Annotated in this window: 17 protein-coding genes; 12 read left to right on the top strand and 5 right to left on the bottom strand. The window is 54.8% G+C overall.

Annotation, left to right across the window (positions count from 1 at the left end; genetic code table 11):
• Positions 1 to 190 precede the first annotated feature (190 nt).
• The 7 genes from FKCLFG_RS11365 to FKCLFG_RS11335 all read left to right on the top strand — a co-directional run bounded on the left by FKCLFG_RS11365 (position 191) and on the right by FKCLFG_RS11335 (position 10,673).
• Positions 191 to 1,381 (top strand): MFS transporter, encoded by a 1,191-nt coding sequence (locus FKCLFG_RS11365; protein ID WP_472613205.1) that lies wholly within the window; start codon positions 191 to 193, stop codon positions 1,379 to 1,381.
• Between the two features lie 91 nt (positions 1,382 to 1,472).
• Positions 1,473 to 2,855 carry a NarK family nitrate/nitrite MFS transporter gene (locus tag FKCLFG_RS11360; protein WP_472613204.1) on the top strand — a complete coding sequence of 461 codons (1,383 nt, stop codon included), beginning with the start codon at positions 1,473 to 1,475 and terminating at the stop codon, positions 2,853 to 2,855.
• A gap of 196 nt (positions 2,856 to 3,051) precedes the next feature.
• Positions 3,052 to 6,747 carry a nitrate reductase subunit alpha gene (locus FKCLFG_RS11355; RefSeq protein WP_472613203.1) on the top strand — a complete coding sequence of 1,232 codons (3,696 nt, stop codon included), beginning with the start codon at positions 3,052 to 3,054 and terminating at the stop codon, positions 6,745 to 6,747.
• 95 nt (positions 6,748 to 6,842) lie between these two features.
• The gene (gene narH, locus FKCLFG_RS11350) at positions 6,843 to 8,399 is read left to right on the top strand and encodes a nitrate reductase subunit beta (RefSeq protein WP_472613202.1); all 1,557 of its coding nucleotides are present in this window, start codon (positions 6,843 to 6,845) and stop codon (positions 8,397 to 8,399) included.
• A 67-nt stretch (positions 8,400 to 8,466) separates the two neighbouring features.
• Positions 8,467 to 9,126 carry a nitrate reductase molybdenum cofactor assembly chaperone gene (gene narJ, locus FKCLFG_RS11345; RefSeq protein ID WP_472613201.1) on the top strand — a complete coding sequence of 220 codons (660 nt, stop codon included), beginning with the start codon at positions 8,467 to 8,469 and terminating at the stop codon, positions 9,124 to 9,126.
• Positions 9,127 to 9,175: 49 nt separating this feature from the next.
• On the top strand, positions 9,176 to 9,859 hold the full coding sequence (gene narI, locus FKCLFG_RS11340) for a respiratory nitrate reductase subunit gamma (protein WP_472613200.1): 684 nt from the start codon (positions 9,176 to 9,178) through the stop codon (positions 9,857 to 9,859).
• Between the two features lie 67 nt (positions 9,860 to 9,926).
• On the top strand, positions 9,927 to 10,673 hold the full coding sequence (locus tag FKCLFG_RS11335; protein ID WP_472613199.1) for a peptidylprolyl isomerase: 747 nt from the start codon (positions 9,927 to 9,929) through the stop codon (positions 10,671 to 10,673).
• 204 nt (positions 10,674 to 10,877) lie between these two features.
• Here the strand turns inward: FKCLFG_RS11335 and rquA are convergent, their stop codons facing one another.
• Positions 10,878 to 11,528, bottom strand: coding sequence for a rhodoquinone biosynthesis methyltransferase RquA (gene rquA / locus FKCLFG_RS11330; RefSeq protein ID WP_472613198.1), 651 nt, complete (start codon positions 11,526 to 11,528; stop codon positions 10,878 to 10,880).
• 431 nt (positions 11,529 to 11,959) lie between these two features.
• Between rquA and FKCLFG_RS11325 the strand changes: the two genes are divergently transcribed.
• The 5 genes from FKCLFG_RS11325 to FKCLFG_RS11305 all read left to right on the top strand — a co-directional run bounded on the left by FKCLFG_RS11325 (position 11,960) and on the right by FKCLFG_RS11305 (position 17,507).
• Positions 11,960 to 12,637, top strand: coding sequence for a carbonic anhydrase (locus FKCLFG_RS11325; protein ID WP_472613197.1), 678 nt, complete (start codon positions 11,960 to 11,962; stop codon positions 12,635 to 12,637).
• 127 nt (positions 12,638 to 12,764) lie between these two features.
• Positions 12,765 to 13,289, top strand: coding sequence for a molybdopterin-guanine dinucleotide biosynthesis protein B (gene mobB / locus FKCLFG_RS11320; RefSeq protein WP_472613196.1), 525 nt, complete (start codon positions 12,765 to 12,767; stop codon positions 13,287 to 13,289).
• Positions 13,286 to 15,229: a type IV pili methyl-accepting chemotaxis transducer N-terminal domain-containing protein gene (locus FKCLFG_RS11315; protein ID WP_472613195.1), complete on the top strand. Its 1,944-nt coding sequence runs from the start codon at positions 13,286 to 13,288 to the stop codon at positions 15,227 to 15,229. The genes mobB and FKCLFG_RS11315 overlap by 4 nt, the downstream gene beginning before the upstream one ends.
• 21 nt (positions 15,230 to 15,250) lie before the next feature.
• On the top strand, positions 15,251 to 15,961 hold the full coding sequence (locus FKCLFG_RS11310; protein WP_472613194.1) for a response regulator: 711 nt from the start codon (positions 15,251 to 15,253) through the stop codon (positions 15,959 to 15,961).
• 352 nt (positions 15,962 to 16,313) lie between these two features.
• Positions 16,314 to 17,507, top strand: coding sequence for an NnrS family protein (locus tag FKCLFG_RS11305; RefSeq protein WP_472613193.1), 1,194 nt, complete (start codon positions 16,314 to 16,316; stop codon positions 17,505 to 17,507).
• A gap of 84 nt (positions 17,508 to 17,591) precedes the next feature.
• Here FKCLFG_RS11305 and FKCLFG_RS11300 read toward each other — a convergent pair whose 3' ends face one another.
• From FKCLFG_RS11300 to FKCLFG_RS11285, 4 genes are all read right to left on the bottom strand, one after another.
• Entirely contained in the window at positions 17,592 to 18,728 is a 1,137-nt protein-coding gene (locus FKCLFG_RS11300; protein WP_472613192.1) for an acyl-CoA dehydrogenase family protein, read from the bottom strand.
• A 46-nt stretch (positions 18,729 to 18,774) separates the two neighbouring features.
• Positions 18,775 to 19,983, bottom strand: coding sequence for an acyl-CoA dehydrogenase family protein (locus FKCLFG_RS11295; RefSeq protein ID WP_472613191.1), 1,209 nt, complete (start codon positions 19,981 to 19,983; stop codon positions 18,775 to 18,777).
• 102 nt (positions 19,984 to 20,085) lie between these two features.
• On the bottom strand, positions 20,086 to 21,288 hold the full coding sequence (locus FKCLFG_RS11290) for a 3-oxoadipyl-CoA thiolase (RefSeq protein ID WP_472613190.1): 1,203 nt from the start codon (positions 21,286 to 21,288) through the stop codon (positions 20,086 to 20,088).
• A 4-nt stretch (positions 21,289 to 21,292) separates the two neighbouring features.
• A complete protein-coding gene (locus FKCLFG_RS11285; RefSeq protein ID WP_472613189.1) occupies positions 21,293 to 22,834 on the bottom strand; it encodes a 3-hydroxyacyl-CoA dehydrogenase in 1,542 nt (513 codons plus the stop codon).
• Positions 22,835 to 23,060 lie beyond the last annotated feature (226 nt).

The following is a 23,060-nucleotide window of genomic DNA, read 5'->3' as shown; positions in this document are numbered from 1 at the left end:
CACGACTGGCTAGATACTCCGGAGAGGCCGCTTAGGCAGATTGCCTTGCCGGAATAACCCTTCGACGAGTAGCCCTTTAGCGATGCAACCCATAAGCTTGGTGTGTTGGATTGTGCGTCTATGGAGGGGTATCGTGGAAATCAAGAATAAGCAGCTTTCTGTACTAGTTAGCAGTACTTTCGCATTCACTATGTGCTTTGCAGTGTGGATGATGTTCGCAGTCTTGGGCATTCCGCTCAAGGCACAACTGGGGCTCAATGAAACCCAGTTCGGATTGTTGGCTGCTACTCCCGTGCTTACGGGTTCGTTAGTGCGCGTGCCGCTTGGCATCTGGACCGATCGCTTCGGTGGCCGCGTGGTTTTCTTCTGGCTGATGATGATCTGCGTAGCACCGATTTACCTGATCAGCTACGCCACAGAATATTGGCATTTTCTGGTGCTGGGGCTATTTGTCGGGCTGGTAGGCGGCTCATTTTCGGTCGGTACACCCTATGTTGCACGCTGGTTTAGTTCGGAGCGCAAAGGCTTGGCGATGGGCGTGTTCGGTGCCGGAAACTCAGGGGCTGCGCTGACCAAATTTGTGGCTCCGGCGATTATCGCTGGATTCGGCTGGCAAATGTTGCCCAAAGTATACGCCGTAGCTATATTCATTACCGCACTGTTGTTCTGGTTTTTTTCCTATACGGACAAGTCGCATCAGGTCAGCGCAAACGTCTCGTTTTCGGATCAGCTGAAGATGCTGAAAGACCCGCGCGTTTGGCGTTATTGCCAGTATTACTCGGTGGTGTTCGGCGGTTATGTCGGTCTGGCGCTGTGGATGACCAAGTACTACGTATCCGAATATGGTTTTGATCTGAAGCTGGCGGCATTGCTGGCAGCCTGCTTCTCGTTGCCGGGCGGTGTGCTGCGTGCGATGGGTGGCTGGATTTCCGATAAATACGGCGCTCACAAGGTTACTTGGGCGGTGATGTGGGTGTGCTGGGTTTGCTTCTTCCTGTTGTCTTATCCGCAAACGAATCTGGTCATTAAGACCGTTACCGGCGATGTGAATTTTCATATTGGCCTGTCATCAACGATGTTCACCATTCTGCTGTTCATCGTCGGCGTCGCAATGGCGATCGGCAAGGCATCCGTTTTCAAATTTATCGGTGACGATTTTACCCACAACATCGGTGCCGTCTCTGGCGTTGTTGGCCTGGCTGGCGGTTTGGGCGGCTTCTTCCTGCCGATCATGTTCGGCGCGTTAGTCGATCTGACAGGTGTGCGTTCCAGTACGTTCATGTTGTTGTACGGGACGGTGTGCGTGTCGCTGGTCTGGATGTATTTTTCGTTCAAGCCGCAGCAAGAGCCGAGCAAGAAGAGCGTCGCTCTCGCGGCATAAATAGTAATTAAGCGTAATTCAGCGTAATTAAGCCCAGGGTGGCTGGCGCTACCTTGGCGCGCGTTCCTTAATATTGAATCAGGAGAAAAAGATGAGTACTCATGTCATTGATCGCTGGGAGCCGGAAGAAAAAAGCTTCTGGAAAAGCCAGGGAAGTTCGATCGCAAATCGTAATTTATGGATTTCCGTTCCGGCATTGCTATTGGCTTTCGCGGTCTGGATGGTATGGAGCGTAGTGGTTGTGAATCTGCCGAATATCGGCTTCAAGTACAGCACCAATCAGTTGTTCTGGCTGACTGCTTTGCCGGGTTTATCCGGCGCGACTTTGCGAATTTTTTACTCTTTCATGGTGCCTATTTTTGGTGGCCGTAAGTGGACCACCATTTCTACTGCGTCGTTGCTGATCCCTGCGATTGGCATCGGCTTTGCCGTACAAGACATCAATACCGGCTACCCAACCATGTTGATACTGGCTCTGTTGTGTGGTTTCGGCGGCGGCAATTTTGCTTCTTCGATGGCAAACATCAGCTTTTTTTTCCCGAAGTCACAAAAAGGCTATGCGCTCGGCATGAATGCTGGCCTAGGCAATCTCGGCGTATCGGTAGTGCAATTCGTGGTTCCCCTGGTAATCACTGTCGGCGTCTTCGGTGGGCTGGGCGGCGAGCCGCAAGTCTGGGCCAAGGCCGGCCAGACCAAGCAGTTCTGGCTGCAAAATGCCGGTTTCATCTGGGTGCCGTTCATTGTCATCACCACACTGGCCGCCTGGTTCGGCATGAATGATATTGCTTCTGCCAAAGCATCTTTTGCCGATCAGGCGGTGATTTTCAAGCGCAAGCATAACTGGCTGATGTGCTGGCTGTATGTCGGCACTTTCGGATCTTTCATCGGATATTCGGCGGGTTTTCCTTTGTTGATAAAGACCCAGTTTCCCGATGTAAATCCGTTGCAATATGCCTTTCTTGGCCCATTGGTTGGCGCATTAACCCGTGTTGCAGGCGGCTGGATTTCAGATAAGTTGGGCGGCGCAAGGGTCACGTTCTGGACTTTCATTGTCATGATCGGTGCCGTAATCGGGGTTATCAACTTCCTGCCAGAAGCCGGCAACACGGGCAATTTCTGGGGTTTCTTCTGGATGTTCATGCTGCTGTTCGCCGGCACTGGTGTAGGCAACGCATCGACTTTTCGCATGATTCCAGTGATTTTCCTGACCGAGCGTCAGCGTGAAGCAGGCAAGGACGCGGTAGCGCAAGCTCAGGCAATTGTGGACGCCAACAAAGAAGGTGCTGCAGTACTGGGCTTCACTTCGGCGATTGCTGCCTACGGTGCATTTTTCATACCGAAAAGTTACGGCACCTCGATTGCACTGACGGGCGGGCCAGATGCGGCGTTATGGTGCTTCATCGGCTTTTACGTTACCTGCTTGGTTGTCACCTGGTGGTTTTATTCTCGCAAGAATGCAGAAATGCCCTGCTAATAGCAGTAACGCACTAAAAAGGTAGTCTGGCGAAACTAGTCATAAAGGACTAGGGAGTAGTTCGTACTACGTGTGGGAGTCCGACTTCTTGCGAATGGTGAGAGGCGGACTCCCTGTTTAGAATAATAGTTATACATTCCCGATTAGTAGTTTTAATGATTAGCGCCTGTTTATCAGGCGCATGTTTGGAGAGACCATGAGTCACTTTCTGGATCGTTTGAAATTCTTCAGCAAGACCAAGGAAACTTTTTCCAATGGGCACGGCGCAGTCGTCAACGAAGACCGTACTTGGGAAAATTCCTATCGGCAGCGCTGGCAGCACGACAAGATCGTTCGCTCAACCCACGGTGTGAATTGCACCGGTTCGTGTAGCTGGAAGGTCTATGTCAAAAACGGCTTGATTACATGGGAAACCCAGCAAACCGATTATCCGCGTACCCGTCCTGATTTGCCGAATCATGAGCCGCGCGGTTGCCCGCGTGGCGCTAGCTATTCCTGGTATGTCTATTCGGCCCAGCGCGTGAAGTACCCGATGGTGCGCGGCCGTCTGATGGAAATGTGGCGTGAAGCACGCAAAACCATGGCCCCTGTTGCGGCCTGGGAATACATCAGCCAAGACCCGGAGCGCTCGAAACAGTACAAATCGATACGCGGACTCGGCGGTTTTGTGCGGGCCAAGTGGGATGAGACCAATGAGATCATCGCCGCCGCCAATGCCTTCACGATCAAGAAATTTGGTCCGGATCGTATTGTCGGTTTTTCACCGATTCCGGCCATGTCGATGATTAGCTATGCTTCCGGCACCCGTTATTTAAGCTTGATCGGTGGCGTGGCGCTGAGTTTTTACGACTGGTATTGCGATTTGCCGCCAGCCAGTCCGCAAGTATGGGGCGAGCAAACCGACGTGCCGGAGTCGGCCGACTGGTACAACTCGACTTATCTGATGGTGTGGGGTTCTAACGTGCCGATGACGCGCACACCGGATGCCCATTTCTATACCGAAGTGCGCTACAAGGGCACCAAAACAGTCGCCGTCTCTTCCGACTTTGGCGAGATGGCCAAGTTCAGCGATATCTGGCTGGCACCGAAGCAAGGTACCGATGCCGCGATGGCGATGGCGATGGGCCATGTGATCCTCAAGGAATATCACGTTACCGGAAAATCCGCTTATTTCCGCGACTACGCCAAGCAATACACCGATTTCCCGATGCTGGTGCTGCTGAAAGAGAAAAACGGCGCATTGGTGCCGGAGTATTTCTTGCGTGCATCGCACCTGGACAACAATTTAGACGAAACCAATAATCCGGAATGGAAAACGTTGGTCATTGATGACGCCAGCGGCGATATCTGTGCGCCGGCCGGCTCGATCGGTTTCCGCTGGGGCGAATCCGGCAAGTGGAATCTGGAAATGAAAACCGGCACTAGCGGTCGTGCGATCGACCCACGCTTGTCTTTGATCGACTGCAGCGACGAAGTGCTGCCAGTCGGATTTGCCTATTTCGGCGGCAAGGACGCCAGCGATATGTTGCTGCGCAATGTGCCGGTCAAGAAAGTGCGCATGGCAGACGGCAGCACCGCGCTGGTTACCACCGTGTACGATTTGACGCTGGCCAACTATGGCGTCGACCGTGGTTTGGGTGGCGGCAATGTCGCGGTGGATTATGCTGACGATGTACCGTACACGCCAGCCTGGCAAGAGAAGCACACTGGCGTCAAGCCGGCTGATGTGATTACAGTTGCGCGCGAGTTCGCTGAAAATGCCGACAAGACGCACGGCAAGAGCATGGTGATTGTCGGCGCCGGACTGAACCACTGGTATCACATGGACATGACCTATCGCGGCATTATCAACATGTTGATGATGTGCGGTTGCGTCGGTCAATCCGGCGGCGGCTGGGCACATTATGTGGGCCAGGAAAAACTGCGGCCGCAAACCGGCTGGACGCCACTGGCGTTCGCACTCGACTGGAATCGTCCGATGCGCCAGATGGCCGGCACCTCGTTCTTCTATGCCCACACCAGCCAATGGCGTCACGAAAAACTGCATGCAGCGGAAATCCTGTCGCCATCGGCGGACGGCCAGATGGCCGAGATGGCATTGATCGATTACAACGCCAAGTCCGAACGCATGGGCTGGTTGCCATCCGCGCCGCAACTGGAGACCAATCCACTGGAGGTTACCCGCGCAGCGGAAGCTGCCGGCATGGATGTGACGCAGTACGCAGTGGAACAGATCAAGGCCGGCAAGCTGAATTTCTCATGCGACGATCCGGATAATCCTGCCAATTTCCCGCGCAATATGTTTGTCTGGCGCTCGAATATCCTGGGTAGTTCCGGCAAGGGCCACGAATATTTCCTGAAATATTTGCTGGGTACGCAAAATGCGTTGATGAGCGATGAAGACGGCTGCATCAAACCGAAAGACGTGAAAGTGCGTCCGGCCGCAGAAGGCAAACTCGATCTGATGGTGGTGCTGGATTTCCGCATGTCGACCACTTGCCTGTATGGCGATATCGTGTTGCCGACTGCAACCTGGTATGAAAAGGACGATCTGAATACGTCCGACATGCACCCGTTCATCCATCCATTATCGGAAGCTGTACAGCCGCTGTGGCAGTCAAAATCGGACTGGGAAATCTACAAGGGCCTGGCTGAGAAATTCTCCGAAATCGGTGGCGAATATCTGGGTACGCAAAAGGATTTGATCCTGTCGCCGCTGATGCATGACACTCCCGGCGAACTGGGGCAACCGTTCGATCCGAAAGACTGGCGCGCCGGCGAATGCGAACCGATTCCGGGCAAAACCATGCCGAGCATGACCGTAGTTGAACGCAATTACCGTGATGTGTACAAGAAATTTACATCGATTGGTCCATTGCTGGAAAGCATTGGTAACGGTGGCAAGGGTATCGGCTGGAAAACCGGACATGAAGTCGAAGTGTTGCGCGGTATCAACCGCACGGTGCTGGAGGAGGGCGTATCGAAAGGCCAGCCGCGTCTGGATACGGCGATCGATGCAGCAGAGATGATTCTGTCACTGGCGCCTGAAACCAACGGCCATGTGGCGGTCAAGGCATGGGATGCGTTATCCAAAATGACCGGGCGCGACCATACCCATCTGGCGCTGCCACGCGAACATGATTCGATTCGTTTCCGTGATGTGCAGGCACAGCCGCGCAAGATCATTTCTTCGCCGACCTGGTCGGGTCTGGAAAGCGATGAAGTCAGCTACAGCGCCGGCTATACCAATGTGCATGAGCTGATCCCATGGCGCACTCTGACCGGCCGCCAGCAGTTCTATCAGGATCACCTGTGGATGCGGGATTTCGGCGAAGGCTTGTGCGTCTACAAACCGGCGATCAATACCAAAACCACGGCCGCAATGCTGGGTGCGCAGCCCAACGGCAACAAGGAAATTGCGCTGAACTTCATCACGCCGCATCAGAAGTGGGGCATCCACTCGACCTATTCGGACAACTTGCGGATGTTGACGCTATCGCGTGGCGGTCCGCACGTATGGTTGTCGGAAACCGATGCCAAGACAGCCGGCATTGTCGATAACGACTGGATTGAAGTTTTCAATGTCAACGGTACGTTGACGGCACGCGCAGTGGTCAGTCAGCGGGTGCCGGAAGGCATGACCCTGATGTATCACGCACAGGAAAAAATCATCAATGTGCCAGGTGCAGAGATATCCGGCAAGCGCGGCGGTATCCATAATTCAGTCACGCGTATCGTCACCAAGCCGACCCACATGATTGGCGGTTATGCACAGTTGTCGTATGGCTTTAACTATTACGGCACGGTTGGTTCCAACCGCGATGAGTTTGTGCTGGTTCGTAAGATGAAGAATGTGGAGTGGCTGGAAGGCCCGCTGAAAGAAATCGCGTAGTCACCGTAGGATGGGTGAAGCCCATCGAGATTATCGTCCGCTGAGTGCCGATGGGTTTTACCCATCCTACGGAAGCGGAATATCTGGAGTAAAGCATGAAAATAAGAGCACAAATCGGCATGGTGCTGAACCTGGACAAGTGTATCGGCTGCCATACCTGTTCCGTCACCTGCAAAAACGTGTGGACCAGCCGCGATGGCGTGGAATACGCATGGTTCAACAACGTTGAAACCAAGCCGGGTATCGGTTATCCGAAAGAATGGGAAAACCAGGATAAATGGAATGGCGGCTGGCGTCGTAACGCTGCCGGCAAGATCGAGCCGCGTCAAGGCAGCCGTCTGAAAATTCTGGCCAACATTTTCGCCAATCCGAATTTGCCGCAGATCGACGAATATTACGAGCCGTTCACCTATGACTATGAGCGCTTGCAGAACGCGCCTCTGTCTGAAACGCCACCGACCGCACGTCCGATTTCGGTCATTACCGGCAAGGTCATGGACAAGATCGTCTGGGGTCCGAACTGGGAAGACGATCTGGGCGGTGAATTCGCCAAGCGCAGCAAGGACAAGCTGTTCGACAACATGCAAAAAGAGATGTACGGCACGTTCGAGAACACTTTCATGATGTATTTGCCGCGCCTGTGCGAACACTGCCTGAATCCGACCTGTGTCGCATCTTGCCCGTCCGGCTCGGTCTACAAGCGCGAAGACGATGGCATCGTGTTGATCGATCAGGATAAATGCCGCGGCTGGCGCATGTGCATTTCGGGTTGCCCATACAAGAAAATTTATTACAACTGGTCTTCCGGCAAGGCCGAGAAATGCACGTTCTGCTATCCGCGTATCGAAGCCGGCCAGCCGACCGTGTGTTCTGAAACCTGCGTTGGCCGTATCCGTTATCTCGGCGTCTTGCTGTACGACGCCGACAAAATCGAAGCGGCGGCATCGGTGGCGGATGTGCAGGATCTGTATGAAGCGCAACTCGATTTGTTCCTGGACCCGCATTCGCCTGAAGTGATCGAAGAAGCGCGCAAACAGGGTATTCCTGATGCGTGGCTGGAATCGGCTAAAAGATCGCCGGTCTACAAAATGGCGAAAGAGTGGAAAGTCGCGTTCCCGCTGCATCCGGAATATCGCACGCTGCCAATGGTTTGGTATATCCCGCCACTGTCGCCGATCCAGGCTGCAGCCGAATCCGGAAAAATGGGTTTGAACGGCATCCTTCCGGATACCAAGAGCTTGCGTATTCCCGTCAAATACCTTGCCAATCTGCTGACTGCCGGCAAGGAAGCGCCCGTCATCAGCGCGCTGGACCGGATGCTGGCGATGCGGGCTTACATGCGCAGCAAGACGGTGGACAAGGTTGAAAATCTGACAGTGTTGCAGCAAGTCGGACTGAGCAAGGCGGAAGTCGAAGACATGTACCACATCATGGCGATTGCCAACTATGAAGACCGGTTCGTGATCCCGAGCAGCCACAAGGAAATGGCAGAAGACAGCTTCAACGAAAAAGGTTCGTGCGGCTTCACCTTCGGCAACGGTTGTTCCGACGGGGTGAGCGAGCCATCCTTGTTCGGCAAGAAAAAGCAGGGATCGGCGATTTTCATGGCAATGCCGAAATCCCGTAAAAAACGCGAAGAAAACGTTTTTTAGGACTGCCTAGTGCCGGGCGCTTTCGCCCGGCACTGGCCCCGCTCTGATCATCCACGAAGGAAACGCTATGCAACACTTCCAGATTTTATCCGCGCTGTTGCTCTATCCCGAGCCCGCGTTGCTGGAGAATTTACCCACACTTGAAGTGGAACTGGCAAAAACACCGCTGATGCACGCGCCGTTACGCCCGTTGCTGGATATGCTGGCGACGGACGATTTGATCACGCTGCAGGAACGTTATGTCACCACGTTCGACCGCAACCCATCGCATTCGCTGCATTTGTTCGAGCATATCCATGGCGAATCTCGAGATCGCGGGCAAGCGATGGTGGATTTGATGGAAGAGTACAAAAAACACGGTCTGGATATGACCGGTGAGGATTTGCCGGATTTCGTGCCGCTGTTCCTGGAATTTTTGTCGCAAGTGGACGAGCAGGAAGCGGCGCGCTTATTGTCGGACGCGATTCATGTGCTGGCGCACATCGGCCGCAAGCTGGCCGCCAACGGCAGCCCGTATTCCGGCGTCTTTGACGTTTTGCAGCAATTGAGCCCGATTGCCGCCGAAGAATTGACCGAGCCACCGGTGCGCAATATGGATGAAGCGCTGGAAACCTTCGGCCCCGGCGCCGATGGCGTGGAACCCTTGCTGCAAACCCATGTCGGCGGCGCGCAACCGATCAACTTCTATCCAAAAGGGACCACTGGCAACCTCAAAGCTGCCCGCTGATCCAATGACAAAATAGTGATGCGTTTGTGCATCAAAAAAGGAGTACATCATGGAATATTTCCACCAATTCATCTACGGGATTTACCCCTACATCGCGCTGGCAATTTTTCTGCTTGGCAGCCTGGTTCGCTTTGATCGCGAACAATATAGCTGGAAGTCCGACTCCAGCCAGATGCTGCATACCGGTAACTTGCGTACCGGGAATATCCTGTTTCATGTCGGCATCATCGGTCTGTTCTTCGGTCATGCGGCCGGCTTGCTAACCCCGCTTTGGGTCTGGGACACGCTCGGCATCGCGCACGGCACCAAGCAATTGGTTGCGATGATCGCCGGCGGCGTGATGGGCGGCCTGTGCCTGATCGGCGTCCTGATCCTGCTGGTGCGTCGCTTCACCAATGACCGCATCATGGCCGTCACCACCATCAAGGACAAGGTTGTCATATTGTGGATACTGATCACCCTGTTGCTGGGACTGTCATCGATCTTCGTTTCCGCCGGTCACATGGATGGCCACATGATGGTGCTGCTGGTGACTTGGGCCCAGCATATCGTGACTTTCCGCGGCGACGCCGCTTCCTTCATTGTCGATGCGCCACTGGTGTTCAAGCTGCACCTGTTCATGGGCATGTCGCTGTTCTTGATTTTTCCATTCACGCGTCTGGTGCATGTCTGGAGCGGTTTCGGTGCGGTTACTTATCTCGGCCGCGCTTTCCAGCTGGTTCGCCCGCGTTAAATTATGTGTGTGTGCGCTGCTGCGATATTGCACGGCGCACGCCAATCCCTACTGAAAGGCAAATACCATGAGTATTTCAGTCAACGGCGTTGAAATTACTGACCACGCCATCGAGCAAGAATTGCCGCATCATCAACAGGCACAGCATCCAGTCAAGCAGGCGGTAAACGAATTGATCCTGCGCACCTTGCTGCTACAAGAAGCCGACCGCCTGGAGATTGCTGCAGAGGACGATGACGCCCGCGTCGAAGCGCTGTTCGCGCAAGAGGTGCGGGTGCCGGAAGCCGATGAAGTGACCTGCGCCACTTTTTACCGCAACCAGCCGGCATTGTTTAGCAACGGCGAAATGGTCGAAGCGCGCCATATCCTGTTTCAGGTTACGCCGTCTGTCACGCTGGAGCTGCTGCGCGACACCGGCGAGGCCATTCTGGCCGAGCTGCACGTCCATCCTGAACGTTTCGATGCATTGGCGAAGGAATATTCGAACTGTTCTTCCGGCGCAATGGGCGGCAATCTGGGCCAGCTCTCACGCGGTCAGACGGTACCTGAGTTTGAAGATTTCGTGTTTCGCCTGGCATCCGGCGAAATGGGTGAGCGCTTGCTGGAAACCCGTTTCGGCTTGCATATCGTGCAAGTGATGCGCCGCGTGGAGGGTGAATTATTGCCGTTTGAGGCGGTCAAGTCGCAAATCGCCGATCAGCTAACCCGACAGGCGTGGCAAAGTGCCGTGCATCAGTATCTGAAAATTTTGGTTGGCAAGGCTGACGTGCAAGGCGTCACGCTCGAAGGTGCGGATACGCCGCTGGTGCAATAATCCAATAACCTGCATGCGATTGCTACGCAGTCGTATGCGGGTTTTTTATATACACGCTATTGTATATTTATATTCCGCAATAATAATATGCGGCAATAACGGCATTATTTCTTATACTCCCTATTTTTTTAAATAATAATCGTGTCTGGCCAATGCTGCGATGCGCTGGTTTCGTGCACGTTCCCGCAGGTTTCTGCATGTTCTTTAACGCGTCAAGACGATTTTTTGGTAGAGTCCGCCGAAGAAGGTTTGCTTGCGCAGGCTGGATGGCTTGATGTTTTGCGGGAAATAGAACGCAAGATCGTGCTGCCAAAGATCGTCCGCAAACGGCTCCAGACGTCTTAATAGCGCCTGCAGCGGACGGCGCAGAAAATTCCATTTGCCTGGGCGATGGTAGTCGACTATGACGATTTTCCCACCGGGTTTCACTACTCTGAATGCCTCCGCCAAGGTGCCGCGTCGCACGCTTTCCGGTTGCTCGTGCAGCAGGAAAAAAATCAGCACCCGATCATAACTGCCATCGGCAAAGCCGAGCGCCGCCGAGTCGCGCTGGAATAGCGAAACGCCGGAATCGGGCGCCAGTTTGCGCTGCAAATTCTCAAGCTGGATCGGCAGCACGTCGATCACGTCCAGTGTCGCATTGCCGGTATGGCGCTTACACAGGCGCGGCGTCAGATCGCCATAGACACAGGCTACCTGCAGAGTACTGCCGTTGATCGGCCGGCCAATTTCATCCAGGGCTGCATTGCGCAGCTTTGCATAATTGCCAAACAGGATCAGGTTGACCAGCCATCCGCGTTCGAAAATTTTGACCGCGCGCGGATGGACATACGCCCACCAATAGATTTTTTGCAAATATGCCGGGATCGGTAACTTAATTGATGCCGTATTGAAATCAAGCTTTTTATGGGCAGCTTCGATAGAAGAAGGTGAAACAGGTTTCGAAGCAAGATCAGGCATTATTTTCCTTGTGTCCTTTTGGCGGCAGACGGGCTATGGCATGCCATTGTGACAGTCCATGCCAGTTTTTCTTGTTTTTTGGCAATGAAATGTTTTTTCTGCGGCTGCCAAAAAATTATGGAGAGCCTCCGCTGCGCTGTTCTAGTACGCTTACACCTAAATAACTAGCTTGGCTAAACCTTCTTGCTGACAGGCACGGCCGATCTGATGCAATAAAATTGTGTCATTGACAGCGATTGAGACCTGCGCGGCTGGGTTGACTGCATGTCTGGGCATGCAGCTGGTAAGCGCCTTAGCGTATCGCGCAAACAGGATGGGGCAACAATATGAATGATATCGAAAAGTTTGTGCGCGGTTATCACCGTTTCCAACAACAATACTTCAGCGATCAGCAAACGTTGTTCGATAGCTTGCGCGAATCGCAGAACCCAAGCACCTTGCTGATTGGTTGTTGCGATTCACGGGTGGACCCGATGCTGCTGACCGGCAGCGACCCGGGCGATCTGTTTATCGTGCGTAATATTGCCAATCTGGTGCCGCCTTGCGCCGAGGATGCGCCGCCCGGAGTCAGTTCCGCCATCGAGTTTGCCGTATGCAATCTGGAGGTCAAGCGCATCATCGTGCTGGGCCATGCGCGTTGCGGCGGCATCCGGGCTTTGCTGTCGCCGTCCGAAATCGCGCCGGAGACCAATTTCGTCGCGCGCTGGATGCGCATTGCCGAACCGGTGCGGGACCGGGTATTGCGCGATCTTGCGCACAAGTCTTCAGAGGCCCAGCACAAGGCGTGCGAGATGGCGAGCATTTTGCATTCGCTCGATAATCTGCTGACATATCCATGGTTGAAGCGCCGCGCAGAAGAAGGGAAGTTGATGCTGCACGGCTGGTATTTCGACATCGAAACCGGCGCGTTGCTGGCATATTCTCCACGCCAGCAGGAGTTCTTGCCGCTGGTCTGCCCGCTGGACCCGCCGTCAAATGGCGCGCACCGAAAAACCAATTTTTGAAAATCCTTGCAAAACTGCATGGACAGTTTGTTGACTGCAGTAACAACAAGACGGATTACAACAAGACGGGTACCGGAGCATCCTGCGCCTGAACTCACTTTAATGACAAGACACGACAAGACACACCATGACATCTCGGGTATTAGGCATTGTGGGTTGGTCCGGCAGCGGCAAAACGACGCTGCTGGAATACCTGTTGCCGCAATTGGCCGCACAAGGCTTGCGGGTGAACGTGATCAAGCACAGCCATCACGATCTGGAGCTGGAGCCGGCGCACAAGGATAGCGCACGCTTGCGCGCCGCCGGCGCAGCTGAAGTCTTGCTGGCTTCGCCCTACCGCTTCGCGCTGATCCATGAATTGCGCGGCGCTCCCGAGCCGACACTGGCCGAGCAGATGGAGCGCCTGTCTGCTGCCGATCTGACGCTGGTGGAGGGATTCAAGCGCGAGCCGATTCCGAAGCTGGAAATTCATCGCCCGGCACTAGGCAAGCCGGCGCTGTATCTGGATGATATCGACATCGTGGCGGTGGCATCGGATGCTGCGCCACCGTTGCTGTCGCGCCAGCTTGTGTGGCTTGAGCTGGCGCGGCGCGAGCAGATCTTGGCATGGGTGATGACTTATGCCAAAAATGGCGTAATCTGCACCCCATGACACTCGACGCCATCCTGCCTGCCTGGCAGCAACTCTCCACCAAAATCGTTAGTGTATTGCTGGGATTTCTGGTTCTGGCCTTGATGGCGATCGGCGCTACGCTATTTTTGTCGTGGCAGCTCGAAGGCAGTTCTGCTGCAATCAATGAAGCCGGCAGTCTGCGCATGCAGAGTTATCGCTTGTCCATGGCGTTGTCGCGCTGGGTGAATGAGCCGGAGCCCGTGGGCACCCGGAAGCTGGTGGATAAACAACTGCAGACGATCGAAGCCAAGTTTTCTCTGCTGCAAAAAGGCGATCCGCAGCGTCCGCTGTTTTTGCCGCCAGCCGCCGAGATTCATGCCGAGTTCAATATTGTTTCGGCGCAGTGGCATCAAAAGTTGCTGCCTCTGGTGAACATCATGCTGTCCCAGCAGAATCCTGACCGAGAAGCGAGTTGGCAGCGTTATTACCCGCAAGTCGATGATTACGTGGCGAATGTCGATGCGCTGGTAAAAATGATCGAAAAAGACAGTGAGAAACGCACCTTCTGGCTCCGTTCTTCGCAACTGGGGCTGGTGGCGTTGGCGCTGACTGGCACTGTGATCGTAATTTTCCTGATGTTCCTGTTAATCATCCAGCCGGTTACGCGTCTGTATGACGGCATGCGGCGCATGACGGACAAGGATTTCAGCGTGCGTTTGCCGGTAGAGAGCCACGATGAATTCGGCCGCTTGAGCGAGGGATTCAATCATATGGCGGACCGCCTCGAAAATCTGTACAGCAGCCTGGAAAGCCATGTGCAGCAAAAAACGGCAGCGCTGGCAGAGCAGAATCAAAAGTTGGCGCTGCTCTATGATATTGCCGCTTTCCTGCAGGTGCCGCAGCCGGTGGAAGCCATTTGCGAAGGCTTTCTGGACCGTCTCAGTCGCTATTTCCAGGCTGACGGCGGCTCGGTGCGGATACTGGACCCGATTCGGGGCAACCTGCACATGGTGGTGCATAAAGGGATTTCCGAACAAATGGTGGAGGCAGAGCACTGTCTCAAAGTCGGCGATTGCTTGTGCGGCGAGGCCGCCGTAAAGGGTGTATCGGTGGTACATAATCTGCAGCAGATGGATGCGGCGCATCAATTGTTGTGCCATCGGGAAGGTTTTGCCACAGTATCGGTGTTCCATATTTACGCTCGTGATCAGCATCTCGGGTTTTTTAACATGCATTTCCGTAAAGTGAAGAGCTTCAACCAGCATGAATCTGATTTGCTGGCTACGCTGGGCCAATTGCTCGGAGTGGCGATCGAAAACCTGCGACTAGCCATGCGCGAGCGCGAAATGGCAATCTCCGAGGAGCGCAATATGGTGGCGCAAGGATTGCATGACAGCATCGCCCAGGGACTGACTTTCCTGAATATTCAGGTGCAACTGCTGGAGGATTCGCTGCAGCAGGGTAATATCAAGGAAGTCACCGAAATCGTGCCCGCATTGCAGGCTGGGGTGAAAGAGAGTTACGAAGATGTGCGCGAATTATTGCTCAATTTCCGTAGCCGTTTAGCCGAAGGCGATCTGGTGCGGTCTCTGCAGACAACCGTGGATAAATTCCGCCGTCAGACTGGGATTGCCGCCGAATTCGTCGCCGATGTCGATGGTGCGCCATTCCCGCGCGAACAACAGCTGCAGATTTTATTCATCGTGCAGGAGGCGCTCTCCAATATTCGCAAGCATGCGGTAGCCAGCCATGTCGAAGTCAGTTTGTCGGACCAGAAGGATTTTGCCTTAACCATTCGCGATAACGGCATTGGTTTCGATGCGGAAACCCTGCGGCAAAAGGGCGAAAGCCATGTCGGCATCAACATCATGCGCGAACGCGCACAACGCATCCGTGCCGCGTTTGATATTGCCTCCGTGCCCGGTTCCGGCACCACCGTCGTACTGCATTTGCCGCATGAGCAGCGTCTGGCAGCATGATTACTCCCTACAAAGATTCCCATGAATAACCCGACCGCCGCTCCTATCACGCCTACCAATCCTATCAGCGTACTGTTGGTTGATGATCACAATTTGTTTCGCAGCGGCATCTGCTCCCTGTTGCAGCGCCATGCGGATTTTACCGTCGTCGGCGAAGCGGCCGACGGCGTGGAAGGTGTCAAGCGCGCCAGACAGTTGCAGCCTGATGTGATTTTGCTCGACCTGAATATGCCCGGCATTTCCGGCCTGGAAACGCTGCAACTACTATTGCAGGATCGTCCCGATACGGCGGTAATCATGCTGACAGTATCGGAAGACGCCGAAGATTTGGCGGCAGCCCTGCAGGCAGGCGCGCGCGGTTACCTGATCAAAAACATCGATACCGATTTTCTGGTGCGCGCTATCCGGCGCGCCGCAGCAGGCGAGCCGGTAATCGCCGAAGCGATGACGGCCAAACTGGTGGCGAAATGGCAAGGTGGCAATGCTGTGCAACCCAAAGTTCTGCCCTCCGAACTCGATATATTGACCCCGCGCGAAAAGGAAACTCTTGCCTGCCTGGCGCGAGGCGAGAGCAACAAGAACATCGCGCGCTCGCTGAATGTTGCCGAAAGCACGGTGAAAATACATGTGCAAAATATTTTAAAGAAGCTGAACTTATCCAGTCGTGTGCAGGCCGCGGTATTTGCCGTTGAACACGGCGTCGCTACCGGTGGCGCTGAAAAACAGGGATAGCAATTCTTGAAGAATTGCAGCGCAATGCCAGGCTGACAAAGCATTCTTCCAACCTGCGCGTTCAAAAAATATGTGGGGGTATAAGTAAAAACATGCAATTTTCCGCATATATCTAATGCGTATTTATAAATACATACCGCAGTTAGTAGTTTTTCGCTGAACAAAGCGAAGCCCAACATTCTGCGCGCAAATGTTGATATGACAACGCGTCAGATCAGACAGAAAAAGCCGCTCCAATCTTCGTTCATCCTTATCGTGACAGCATAAATGCGTAACATCAGTTGCTTTATTCAAAGCCACAATATAAGATTCATCTAATTTGTATCTTTAAATGCGGGGCAATATGGCGCTTATGACTATTGATGAACCCAACGTGTCGCGACCAGGGAAATCGTCGCCGACACACCATCCATTGTGGGCGCTGGGGTTTCGGCCTTTTTATCTGTTGGCTGCAGCCTTTGCCGCTGTCAGCATTCCGCTCTGGCTGGCAAAATATTTCGGCCAGATGTCCGGCTTGGCAAATATAACCGTCAACTGGCACATGCACGAAATGGTGTTCGGCTTTGCGATGGCGGTAATCATCGGCTTCCTGTTTACCGCCGGGCGCAACTGGACCGGTTTGTGGACGCCGCGCAGAGGACATTTGGCAGTGCTTGCCGGTGTCTGGCTGGCAGGGCGCATTGCCATGTTGAGCGCTCCTGCCTTGGTTGCGGCGTTGGTGGATATATTATTCTTGCCGCTTGCCGCCTGGCCCATATACCGCGTACTGCAACGCTCTGGCAACAAGCGCAATATGTTTTTAATCGGTTTGCTCAGCCTGCTCACGATCGTCAACATACTGTTTCATCTTGCGGCTCTGGGCTGGATTACCGTCTCAACCGTACTGGTGATACAGGCCGCCATCCTGATTGTTGTGATGATCGAATCAGTGATCGGGGGGCGCGTAATTCCTGGCTTTACGTCCAGTACAGTCCCCACAGCCAAGCCCATTGTTAATTCTAAACGTGACCGCCTGACCATTGCATTGACTGCGTTGGCTAGCCTGGCATGGATTTTCACCTTTCCTCCCCAATTAATAGCCGCATTGGCGTTTGCAGCGGCCTGTGCGCAACTGTTGCGGCTGGGCGGATGGAAACCGTATAAGACTTTGCACCACCCATTGCTATGGATTTTGCATCTGTCGTATGGGTGGATTCCCTGCGGCTTTATCCTTATCGCATTGGCGGCCCTGCAAGTGGTTCCGGCAAATTCCGCCTTCCATGTCTTGGCGATTGGCTCGATGGCAGGACTGATCATGGGCATGATGACTCGCACCACTCTTGGTCATACCGGAAGACCGCTCAAAGCCGGTCGCAAAGAAGTATTGATGTATGTATTGATACAAGTGGGTGTCGTCGCGCGGTTTTGCGCCGCCATCAATACCACCGGATTGCGAGACGGTGCGCTGGTTGTGGCCGCTGCAAGCTGGTCGGCAGCATTTGTATTCTTCCTGATTATCTATGGCCCTTATCTCTACAGAGCGCGCCTTGATGGCAAGGAAGGTTAAACGAATAAGCTTCGATTCTCCCCTCTCGGTGCAAGGTAGCAGGGGCGAATCATATTTAAAATAGCTGCGATCAATATCTGATCGTCAGCTAAGTTGGCGGGCAAACAATTCCAAATGATGATCGGTGCTGCCAAATTGCAGTTCTATCGCCATCAGGCGTTTAAAGTAATGGCTGACATCGAGTTCATCCGTCACCCCCATTCCGCCATGAAGTTGCACCGCTTGTTGCCCCACAAAACGACAGGCCTGGCCAACCACGACTTTTGCCGCTGACATGGCCCGCCTGCGCGATGCAGGATCTTGCTCCAGACAACTGACCGCAGCCAGATAACTCATCGAACGCGCTTGTTCAATGTGCAGCACCATCTCGGCCATCCTATGTTGCAACGCCTGGAATTTACCAATGGGGATACCGAATTGCTTGCGGGTTTTAGTGTATTCGATGGTTGCCGCCAGAATGCGGTCAAGGGCGCCGACTGCCTCCGCGCAAATCGCGGCCAGTCCGATATCGAGGATTTCGCCCAGCCGGACTTCGGTTTCAGCCGAGGCATCGAGCCGCGCAATCGCCGGCACATACACTTGATCCAGCCAGATTTCGCTGGCGCGCACGCCGTCCACTGTCGAGTACGGAACCTGGCGCAACCCGGACGCATTGTGCGGCACCGCGAAAACACATAATGGCCCATCTTGATTCGGAGCCGCCAGGCGCGCGCTGATCAAAAGCATATCTGCCGATGTGCCGTGCGGGATGACGCTCTTGTGGCCAGTCAATATGTAGCCATTGCCTACGGGCCATGCGCGGGTGGAAACAGCGCGCCAGTCATGGCGAGTACCCGGTTCATCGTGCGCCAGCACCGCGACCAGTTCACCGGCTGCCAAGCCCGGGAGCATGCTGGCCCGCTGGATACTGTTGCCCAATGCGATGATGGTTTTGGTCGCGATCACGGCGCTTGCCAGGTAGGGCTCCAACACCAGTCCTTCGCCCATCGCACTCATCACCAGCATGGTCTCGATCGGTCCCCCTTCAAGACCGCCTTCTTGCTCCGGCACGTTGAGCGCCAGCAAGCCAAGGTCGGCGCATGTTTTCCAGACCTCCGGGCTGTAACCCCGCGACGATTTTTCCTTGATCAGGCGACGGGCTTCGAAGCCGTACTCTTTGGCAATGAAGCGGCGGGTGGTTTCCTGCAGCATTTGCTGCTCTTCAGTGAACGTGAAATCCATGTCTCATACTCCTGCAGTCAAAGAGTTGTAATGCATCATTTGCACATCACAACCCTAGAATCATCTGTGCGATGATATTTTTTTGAATCTCGGTGGAACCGCCATAAATCGACAGCTTGCGCATGTTCAGGTAATTGGCTGCCAGCGGGGCGGCATAGAATGGCCCGACGGCATCGCCCCGGTATCCGGCTGCCATCGCTTCGCGCCGCAAGGGCAGGGCGTAGGGGCCGACTGCCTGTGTCAGCAGTTCGGTGATGGCCTGTTGGATTTCCGTGCCTTTGATCTTCAGGATCGATGCTTCCGGACCTGGCGCGCGACGCTCCGTTTCGGCCGATAACACGCGCAGATTGGTGATTTCCAGCGCGATTAAATCGATATCGATCTGGGCGAGGCGCGCGCCAAACAGCTGGTCATTGATGAGCGGTTTGCCGTTCTTCATTTCCAGCGAGGCGATACGCTTCAGGCGCGCCAACTCCCGCTTGGCGATACCGATTCCCGCGATATTGGTCCGTTCATGGCCGAGCAAAAACTTGGCATAGGTCCAGCCCTTATTTTCTTCGCCGACCCGGTTTTCAACCGGCACGCGGACATCTTCCAGCCAGACTTCATTGACCTCGTGGGCGCCATCCATCGTGATGATCGGGCGCACGGTAATGCCGGGCGACTGCATGTCGATTAACAAAAACGAGATGCCGCGTTGCGCTTTGGCTTCCGGATCGGTGCGCACCAGGCAGAAAATCCAGTCGGCGTACTGACCCTGCGTAGTCCAGGTTTTTTGTCCATTGACGATGTAGTGGTCGCCGTCGCCGGTATTGGTTAGCTTGGCGCTGGTTTTGACCGATGCCAGGTCGGAACCGGCACCAGGCTCGGAATATCCCTGGCACCACCATTCTTCACCGGACAGGATGCGCGGCAGATAACGTTGTTGCTGTGCCGTCGAACCAAAGGCCATGATGACCGGCGCCACCATCTTGACGCCGAACGGAATAAGGCGCGGTGCGCCGGCGGCGGCGCATTCTTCTTCAAAGATATACTGCTGCACCGCATTCCAGCCCGTGCCGCCGAACTCCGGACGCCATCCTGTACCGCCCCAGCCTTGCGCATGGAGCGCGCGCTGCCAGCGCAGATAATCATCCTTTTCCAGGATCAGGCCATTTAATATCTTGTGCTGGATATCCGCAGGCAGGGATTGCTCGATGAATGCCAGTACTTCCTGACGGAATGCATTTTCTTCAGTGGTGAAATTCAGATTCATAAATCTCTCTTTGTGATTCACGCAAGATCACGGGGTTGGTGTGCGCGTTGCGGAAAGATTGGGACTTCTTGCCCATGAGCGTTTCTTTATTCGCTTATTCAATCAAACACGTTCAATGACGACAGCCAGACCCTGGCCGACGCCGATACACAGGCTGATAACCGCATAGCGTGCCTGACGCCGCGCCAGTTCGCGCGAGGCCGTCAATGCCAAGCGGGCACCGGACGCACCCAGCGGATGGCCGAGCGCAATCGCGCCGCCGTTCGGATTGACACGGCTGTCGGTGGCGGAAATTTCCAGCAGTTTCAGGCAGCTGAGTACCTGGCTGGCGAAGGCTTCATTGATCTCGATTACGTCCATGTCTGCCAGCGTCAGGTTGGCGCGTGTCAGCGCCTTGCGGATGGCATTGACCGGGCCGACACCCATGATGCGCGGCTCTATGCCGGCCACGGCAGCAGACAGGATGCGCACCATCGGTGCCTTGCCGAGTTTTTCACCGGCTGCCAGGCTGCCGATCAGTAGTGCAACTGCGCCGTCGTTGATGCCGGATGCATTGCCTACGGTAACTACGCCGCCGTCAAATAGCGGCTTTAAGCGGGCCAGGCTATCTGCGCTTGTTTCCGGGCGCGGGTGCTCGTCGGTATCGACCAAAACTGGCGGTGTCTTGCGGCCGGTAGGCACGCTGATCGGCAGGATTTCATCGGTGAAGAAACCGGCCTTGCGTGCGGTATCGTATTTTTGCTGGGAGGCGAGCGCAAAAGCATCGGCTGCATTGCGGTCGATGCCAAAATCGCGCGCAACGTTGTCGCCGGTTTCCGGCATGGTGTGCGCACCATACATTGCGGTGACTTTCGGATTGGGGAAACGGCTGCCGATAGTGGTATCGAATACTTTGAAATCGCGGCTGTACGCTGATTCAGCTTTGGCAACGACGAAGGGGGCGCGGCTCATGCTCTCGACGCCGCCAGCCAGATACAGATCGCCTTCACCGGCAGTAATGGCGCGCGCCGCATCCATCACGGCAGCCAGGCCGCTGGCGCACAGACGGTTGACGGTTTGACCCGGCACCGTGACCGGCAGGCCGGCTACCAGCAAGGCATTGCGCGCCACGTTACGGGAATCTTCACCGGCCTGATTGGTGCAGCCGAGGATCACGTCCTCGATGGCATCGGCCGGCCATGGGTTGCGCGCCACTAGCGCACGCATTACTTCTGCGACCAGATCGTCCGGACGTATCGGGGCGAGAACGCCGCCATGACGACCGAATGGGGTACGCAAACCATCATAAATATAAGCGTTGAGCATGAGATTAAACCTCCTTGTGATGTAACGAAAGGCCAAGTGCTGCGCGACGTTTGAGCCACGGGCTTGGTCGGTAACGGGGATCTCCAGTCTGCTCCAGCAGGTTGGTCAGAATGGTCATGACAATGTCGGCGCCAAGCTGATTGCCCCAGGCCAGCGGGCCATGCGGATAGCCCAATCCAAGCGTGACGGCGCGGTCGATGTCGGCCGGTTCCGCGATACCTTGCTGGGCAATGTCGCAGGCGATGTTGACGATGAGAGCCACCACGCGCTGCGCTACCAATCCGGTACTGTCGCGAATCACGCTGACAGCAGCGCCATCGGTGGCAAACAGACCACGCGCCATTTGACAGTAGGCTGGGTCAGTCGCAGGAGTTGTCATCACGACGCGGCGGCGGGTCAGGTCGAACAGAGTTTCGACACCAACGGTGCGGCGCGCATCAAGTTCTTCGTGCACGCAGCAGGCGGTGGCGTCATCGCCCAAGGTGGTGACGATGCAGAGCGCATTGTTGCTGGGACGTTCGCTTTCTTCCAGCGGTACGCCGCTTTGCCGGATCAGCCCCAGGATGCGTTCTGCCAGTGCGGGACGCGCACGGCTTAACCATACGCTGGGTGGCAATGTGGTTGACGGCGCGTCATCCGGGATCGCAGCTTTCTTGCCTTCTGCATCGTAGCGATAGAAGCCGCGGCCGACTTTTTTGCCCAGCACGCCGGCGCTCAACATTTGGCGCGTGAGTCCTTGCGGGCGGAAGCGGGGTTCCTCGTAATATTGATGATAGATCGATTCCATCACCGGATGCGATACATCCAGGCCGGTAAGGTCCAGTAGTTCGCACGGGCCGAGTCGAAAGCCGGCGCAGTCGCGCAGGATTTTGTCGAGCGTGGAAAACGTCGTCACGCCTTCTTCCAGCAAGCGCAAGCCTTCGGTCCCATATCCGCGACCTGCGTGGTTGACGATAAAGCCGGGCGTGTCTTTGGCCCGGACGGCGGTATGTCCCCAATGTGCGCCTAATGCGATCATGTAATCGGTGGTTTCCGGCGCGGTCAGCAATCCACCGACCACTTCCACGATCTTCATCAGCGGTACGGGATTGAAAAAATGGAAACCGGCTACGCGCTCCGGGCATTTCAGCCCCGCGGCGATGGCGGTGACCGAGAGGGAAGACGTGTTGGTGGCAAGGATTGCATCTGCTCCAACGATCCCTTCGAGGACACTGAAAAGCGCCTTTTTAGCCGCCAAATCTTCGATGATCGCTTCAATCACGACGTGGCAGCCATCAAGCTCTTCCAGGGTGTTGCAGGCATGAATCCGTTCGCCCGCGGCAACAGCATCAGCCTTGGCCAGCCTGCCTTTTTCTACCAGTTTGCCGAATGTGGCGAGCAACTGTTCGCGTGCCACCGCCGAACCGCCTTCGCGACTATCGGTGAGCCGTACCTGCGCCCCGGCCAGGACTGCGATCTGGGCGATACCGAGTCCCATTGTGCCAGCCCCAACGATGCCTACCACTAGGTTGGGCGAGCTTGAATCCGGGCGAATTTCGTTATGCATTCGGCTTCTCCTGCTGAAATATTTTGATTTGATTTGAAATTACAGAAGTTCTGCAATGCAGAATAAATACATTTAAAACGGAACTGTATTTCTTGTAGTTTTATCTGTCAAGTGTGTTTTTTAAAAATTAATGCCAATTTTTCGCACAATTCTTGCCATGTTTTGTATTTTTACGTGCTTCTTAACCTATTAATATTCTGCATTGCAGAATTTAATTCTGAAAAAT

This window comes from Gelidimonas denitrificans, assembly GCF_055694065.1.
Note: the sequence above shows the minus strand (reverse complement) of the source record. Positions and strands in the feature narration are given on the sequence as shown.